Origin of the sequence: Pseudonocardia pini, assembly GCF_013870575.1 — a bacterium.
Taxonomy (GTDB): Bacteria; Actinomycetota; Actinomycetes; order Mycobacteriales; family Pseudonocardiaceae; genus Pseudonocardia; species Pseudonocardia pini.
This window is the reverse complement of sequence record NZ_JACBXB010000326.1, coordinates 1-5,902: the sequence shown is the minus strand read 5'-3', so window position 1 is coordinate 5,902 and position 5,902 is coordinate 1. Positions and strand designations below refer to the sequence as shown.

Annotated in this window: 7 protein-coding genes and 1 pseudogene; 3 read left to right on the top strand and 5 right to left on the bottom strand. The window is 73.1% G+C overall.

The genetic code is table 11. The annotated features are described in order from the left end of the window. The 5 genes and pseudogenes from H5J29_RS18425 to H5J29_RS35910 form a co-directional block, all read right to left on the bottom strand. Positions 1-290, bottom strand: a pseudogene (locus H5J29_RS18425) (thiolase C-terminal domain-containing protein); the annotation flags it as partial. Then, a complete protein-coding gene (locus H5J29_RS18420; RefSeq protein WP_181782195.1) occupies positions 287-1,438 on the bottom strand; it encodes an acyl-CoA dehydrogenase family protein in 1,152 nt (383 codons plus the stop codon). The pseudogene H5J29_RS18425 and the gene H5J29_RS18420, both read right to left, overlap by 4 nt. Positions 1,439-1,453: 15 nt before the next feature. After that, positions 1,454-2,194: an SDR family oxidoreductase gene (locus tag H5J29_RS18415; RefSeq protein ID WP_181782194.1), complete on the bottom strand. Its 741-nt coding sequence runs from the start codon at positions 2,192-2,194 to the stop codon at positions 1,454-1,456. Next, positions 2,194-2,514: a hypothetical protein gene (locus H5J29_RS18410; protein ID WP_312858297.1), complete on the bottom strand. Its 321-nt coding sequence runs from the start codon at positions 2,512-2,514 to the stop codon at positions 2,194-2,196. Before H5J29_RS18410 ends, H5J29_RS18415 begins: the two co-directional genes overlap by 1 nt. Next, on the bottom strand, positions 2,511-2,723 hold the full coding sequence (locus H5J29_RS35910) for a ferredoxin (protein ID WP_181782193.1): 213 nt from the start codon (positions 2,721-2,723) through the stop codon (positions 2,511-2,513). The genes H5J29_RS18410 and H5J29_RS35910 overlap by 4 nt, the downstream gene beginning before the upstream one ends. A gap of 153 nt (positions 2,724-2,876) precedes the next feature. Here H5J29_RS35910 and H5J29_RS18400 point away from each other — a divergent pair, with 153 nt between their 5' ends. The 3 genes from H5J29_RS18400 to H5J29_RS18390 are packed head-to-tail and all read left to right on the top strand — an operon-like array spanning position 2,877 to position 5,867. Then, positions 2,877-4,010 (top strand): alcohol dehydrogenase catalytic domain-containing protein, encoded by a 1,134-nt coding sequence (locus H5J29_RS18400; protein ID WP_181782192.1) that lies wholly within the window; start codon positions 2,877-2,879, stop codon positions 4,008-4,010. After that, positions 4,003-5,103: a hydroxymethylglutaryl-CoA lyase-like TIM-barrel protein gene (locus tag H5J29_RS18395; protein WP_312858296.1), complete on the top strand. Its 1,101-nt coding sequence runs from the start codon at positions 4,003-4,005 to the stop codon at positions 5,101-5,103. The genes H5J29_RS18400 and H5J29_RS18395 overlap by 8 nt, the downstream gene beginning before the upstream one ends. After that, complete coding sequence (locus tag H5J29_RS18390) at positions 5,103-5,867, top strand: enoyl-CoA hydratase/isomerase family protein (protein ID WP_181782191.1); 765 nt, start codon at positions 5,103-5,105, stop codon at positions 5,865-5,867. The genes H5J29_RS18395 and H5J29_RS18390 overlap by 1 nt, the downstream gene beginning before the upstream one ends. Positions 5,868-5,902: the final 35 nt, after the last annotated feature.

The window sequence follows — 5,902 nt, the reverse complement described above, 5'->3', positions numbered from 1 at the left end:
TTTCCCGGAGGAGCCACATGGCCCGCCGAGCCGCCGCCCCCGCCCCCGTACTGCAGGGCACCGAGCCGCAGCTCGCGGATGCCGAGCGCGGTGGCCAGGCGGAGCGGGGTGTTCCCGTCGTTCGAGTAGGCCACGAAGCCGTCGATGTCGTCGACGTCGACGCCCGCGTCCTCGGCGGCGGCGAGCACGGCCCGCAGGACCATCGCGAACTCGGTCTCCTGCGAGCCGCCGTACTTGAAGTAGTCGCTGGCCCCGATCCCGGCGACCGCGACCCGGCCGCGCAGGCTCATCCGGCGTACGACTTCAGCACGGACGGAGCGGCGTTCACCATCGTCGTCGGGTCGACGTAGACGTGCTGGGTCGCCGCGTGCATGTCCTGCACGCAGCGGGCCAGCGCGTTCGGGGTCCGGAGGCCCTTGCTGCCCGACCACGTGTACGCGAACTCCACGGCCTCGGCCCCGACCCGGGTGATGTGGGTGGAGGCCTGCCGCACCCGCATGTACTGCAGGTCGGAGACGGCGTCGCCGCGGTTCACCGTCTGCTGCGCGTCGTCGAACACCTCGAAGCACAGCGCCCGCGCCGCCCGGAACCTGGCCTCCATGGACGCGAACTCGTGCCGGAACAGCTGCTGCTCGATGATCGGCGGCACCCCCGGGCGGCCCTTGCCCGCCGACAGGATCCGGTGCAGCTCCTCGAAGGCCCGCTTCCCGATCCCCATCGCGACCGCGGCATGCCCGGCCGAGCCCATGATCTGCAGCCCGAGATGCTGGGTCGACTGACCGCGCACCGGGACCGCGCCGACCCGCTTGACCGTGAAGTCCCGCGGCACGAACTGCTCGGGGATCTCGTAGTCGTAGCTGCCGGTACCGCTCAGGCCGAACACGTCCCAGTTGCCGAGGAACTCCACCTTGTCCCGCGGCACCAGGAAGATCAGCTCGATCTCCCCGTTGGCCCCGGCGTTGGCGCCGCCGCCGATCCAGTGCGCGTGCCCGGTCCCGGACCCGAACTGGAAGCGGCCCTTGGCGGTGTACCCGCCGTCGGCCTCGGCGACCTTCCCCATCGGCCCGAACATCCCGGCGATGATGGACTTCTCCGAACCGAACAGGGTCTCGACGGCCGCGTCCGTGCAGTGCCCGCCCGCGAATCCGGTCACCGACATGTTCGCCATCAGGCTCCAGCCGATGGACCCGTCCGCAGCGCAGATCTCCTCGACCACGCCGAGCGCCTGGGTGATCTCCCCGTTCCCGCCGCCCAGCTCGGCGGGCAGCAGGACCCAGAAGAGCTCGGCGTCGGACAGCAGCTTGACGACGTCATCGGTCATGGTGCCGTTCTCGTGCACGGCGTCGGCGGCCTCGCGGATCCGCGGGGCGAGGGAACGGGCCCGCTCGACGGGATCGGCGATTCCCAGCGGGACAGGGCGTTCGGTGGTGGCGGTCATGATCGGACCCTCCTGCTACATGAACCGGCCGCCCGAGACCTCCAGGGCGGCTCCGGTGACGAAGGTGGACATGTCGGAGGCCAGGAAGACCGCGGCGTCGGCGATCTCGTGCGGTTCTCCGATGCGACCGAGTGGCACGTCGGTCAACCGGGCGGCGAGGTCCTCCGGGGCGAGCTGTTCGGCCATCGCCGTGCGCATGATCCCCGGCAGGATCGTGTTGACCCGGATGTCGCGCGGCGCCAGCTCCTTGGCCGCGGCCTTGGTGAGGCCGAGGATCGCGGCCTTGGCCGTGCTGTAGTTCGTCTGCCCCGCCAGCCCGGCCTTGCCGCCGATGCTGGAGATGTTGACGATCGACCCGCCGCCGGGGCCGATGTGGATGCCCGCGTACTTGCAGCCGAGCCAGCTGCCCTGGACATGGACGTCGATCAGGGCCCGGAACCCGGCGAGCGGCATGGTCGCCATCTCGCCGTTGCGCAGGATCCCGGCGTTGTTGACCCACACGGACAGGCCCTCGCGGGCCGCCTGCTCGGCGAGCGCGGCGACCGACAGCTCGTCGGTCACGTCGCAGGCCGTGGCGACGGCGGCCGTGAGCCCCTGGCCCGCGAGCTGCTCGACGGCGGCGTCGACCGCGTCCTTGTCCAGGTCCGCCAGGAACACCCGGGCGCCCTGCTGCAGGAACCCGCGGGCCATCGCGAAGCCCAGACCGCGAGCCGCCCCGGTGACGACGGCGGTGCGGCCGCTCAGCAGCTCCCCCATCAGTCGCTCGCCGGGAGCGGCTGGGCGGTCTTGACGACCAGCGGGACGGTGCCGTCGGCGAGCGTGCCCGCGCCGGCCTTGGTGACCAGCACCTCGACGGTCGGATCGGCCTCCGCGGTGTAGCGCTTGCCCACCTGGGTGCCGCCCGCCAGGGCGGCGGCGGGCTCGAGACCGGCCGGGGTCGCGGCGTGGTCGATCATCGGCTCGCCCCCGCAGGTCAGCGTGACCGTGCCCGCGCCGGGCCGGACGACGACCACCTCGGTGGCGCAGGTCTGGCTGCGCAGCCGCACCCCCGGCCGCAGCGCGGTCGGGGCACTCACGAGCCGCTCCGGACGGACTCGGACACGGTGATCGCGCCCTCGGGGCAGTTCTCCGCCGCGCTGCGCGCCTCGGCGGGATGGTCGCCGGGGTCGGCGTCGAGCAGGAACGGCCTGCCCTCGTCGTCGGCGTCGAACAGCTCGGGCGCGAGCATGTAGCAGCGCCCGTGGCCGGTGCACCGGTCGTGGTCGATGGTGATCCGTAGGGACACCGGAGTTCCTCCCACTCGGGGCTGGTCCGTCGTTGGTGCGGCCAGCGTGCGTCGGGGGTCGTTACCCGCTGCATTACGACCGCCGGAGTAACGCGCCCCATAACGAGGGCGTGAGTGTGATGGCCCGCAGACGAGCGCGAGGGAGCGTGGGGCGTGAAGGCACAGGCCGCGGTGGTGACCGGGCGGGACGAGCCCTGGCGGGTCGTGGAGATCGACGTCGCGCCGCCCGCGGCGGGCGAGGTCCTGGTGGAGTGGCACGCCGCCGGGCTGTGCCACTCCGACGAGCACTTCCGCAGCGGGGACCGGGTCGCCCCCGGTGCCGAGTCCGCGCTCTACCCGATGGTCGGCGGGCACGAGGCCGCGGGGATCGTGGCCGAGGTCGGGGCGGGAGTCACGACCGTGGCGCCCGGCGACCACGTCGTCGCGAGCTTCTCCCCGATCTGCGGCCGGTGCCGCTACTGCGCCTCCGGGCGGGGCGCACTGTGCAACGGCAACAAGGACTTCATGCTCCGCGGCCAGCTGGTCGACGGCGCCCACCGCCATCACCTCGACGGCGAGCCGCTCTACCTCATGGCCAAGCTGGGCACGTTCGCCGAGCGCACCGTGGTGGCCGAGCGGTCGGTGATCCCGATCCCGGAGGACGTCCCGTTCGCGGCGGCCGCGCTCGTGTCGTGCGGCGTCGCGACGGGGTGGGGATCGGCGGTGGAGCGGGCCGAGACCCGCCCCGGCGACGTCGTCGTGGTCGTCGGCTGCGGTGGGCTCGGGATCAGCGCGGTGCAGGGCGCCCGCAGCGTCGGCGCGCGCGAGATCGTCGCCGTCGATCCGCTGCCGCTGCGTCGTGACGGGGCGAAGTCCTTCGGCGCCACCCGCACCGCGGCCTCGGTCGACGAGGCCCGCGGCATCATCGCCGACCTCACCGACGGACAGGGCGCGGACCGCGTGATCCTCACCCCCAGCGTGGTGACCCCGGAGATCCTGCACGCGGGGTTGGACGTCACCGGCAAGGACGCGGTGCTCGTCGTCACGGGCATGGGGCCCTTCGGCGAGGCCCCGGTCCCGCTGGACATCGGGGCGTTCGCGCTGCTCAACAAGCAGATCCGCGGCTGTCTGTTCGGCGGGATGGACCCGCGGACCGCGACCCCGCGGCTGTTGGACCTCTACCGCGCGGGGGTGCTGGACATCGACTCGATGATCACCCGCTACCCGTTGTCGGACATCGGGACCGCGCTGGCCGACCAGCTCGAGGGCCGCAACCTGCGGGCGGTCCTGGAGTGCCACGGTGGCTGACCTGCCCGCCGTCCGCATCGTCGACGAGACGATGCGCGAGGGCATGCAGATCGAGGACGCCGCGATCCCGACCTCGGCCAAGGTCGCACTGCTCGACGCGCTGTCGTCCACCGGGCTGCGGAACCTGGTGGTCGGCTCGTTCGTGAGCCCGACGTGGGTGCCACAGATGGCGGAGGTCGAGGAGCTGCTGGCCCGCTTCACGCCCCGCCCCGGCGTCGAGTACTCGGCGCTGGTGCTCAACGAGAAGGGCGCCGAGCGGCGGGCGCGGTACGTCCCCCCGCTCACGGTCGACTCGCGCCCCCGCCTGACGGTGCACGCGTGCGACGTCTTCGTGCAGCGCAACACGAACCGCACGCAGGCACAGGAGATCGCCGGCTGGGCGAAGGTCGTGGCCGCGGCCCAGGAGGTGGGCGCCCGCACCGCGGCCGTCCGGCTGGGGGCGGCGTTCGGGTCCAACTGGACCGGCGACGTCGCCCTCGCCACCGGCGTCGCCCTGCTGGACCGCATGGTCCGCGCCTGGGAGGACGCAGGCATCGCCGTCGACACGGTGTGGCTCGGGGACCCGATGGGCTGGACCCATCCGCTGCGGATGGAGGCCTACGTCCGGGAGATCCTGCGACGCTGGCCCGGGGTCCGGACCCTGCACCTGCACCTGCACGACCAGCGCGGCGCCGCCCTGGTCTCCGCGTGGACGGCACTGCGGTCGCTGCCCGCGCACATGACACTGGTCGTCGACGCGGCGGTCGGCGGGATCGGGGGCTGCCCGTACTGCGGCAACGGCCGCGCCACCGGCATGATCCCCACCGAGGACCTGGTCGACCTGCTCGAGGAGGCCGGGATCGACACCGGGGTGGACCGCGACCAGCTCGTCGAGGTCGCGCTGCTCGCCGCCGAGATCGTCGGCAGGCCCCTGCACGGCAGGTTGCCGCTGGCGGGGCCGCGGCCGCGGGGTGACGCGCTCTACGCCATGGACATGCCGTTCGTCGAGACCGTCGAGCAGGCGGCGCACTTCCGCCTCGGGCCCGCGGCCTACGCGGGCGGCCGCTCGCCCTGGAAGACCCCGATCACCAGTGTCCAACGACGGGACGGCTGATGTCGGAGCTGCTGGTCGACAAGCGCGGGCACGCCGCCTGGCTGACCCTGAACCGCCCCGAGCGGCTCAACGCGCTGAACACGGGACTCAAGGCCGAGCTGGTCGCCGCGGCCGTGGACGTCACGCTCGATCCGGAGGTCTGGGTCGTCGTGCTCCGGGGAGCGGGCGGACGGGCCTTCTCGGTGGGCGGGGACCTGAAGGACATGCACGCCCGCGGTCGGGCCGCCACCCCGATGATCGAGGTGGAACGCAACGTGTACGAGGCCGTCCTGGAGATTCCGAAGCCGACGGTCGCGGTCGTCGACGGCTACGCCCTCGGTGGCGGCTGCGAGCTCGCGATGGCCTGCGACCTGCGCGTGGCCTCCGACGACGCCGTCTTCGGCATGCCCGAGTCCCACCGCGGGATGGGCGCGAACTTCGGCTCCGTGGTGCTGCCCAGGCTGATCCCCAGGGCGGTCGCCATGGAGATGCTCTACTTCGGCGACCGTGTCCCCGCCGACCGCGCCCGCGAGCTGGGCCTGGTCAACCGCGTGTGGCCCAAGGCCGAGCTGGACGAGCGCGTCGAGGAATGGGTCGCCGAGCTGCTCACCCGCGCCCCCCTCACCCTGCGGCGGTACAAGGAGATGGCGGGCAAGGGCTGGGAGATGCCGGTGCCCGCCCACCTGCGCCTGAACGCCGGCCCCAACCCCTACCTCTCCGAGGACCGCGCGGAGGGCGCCGCGGCGTTCGCCGAGAAGCGCCCCCCGCGCTGGCAGGGTCGCTGACGGCGTCTACCGACCCGTCACCGCCGCTCTTGGCG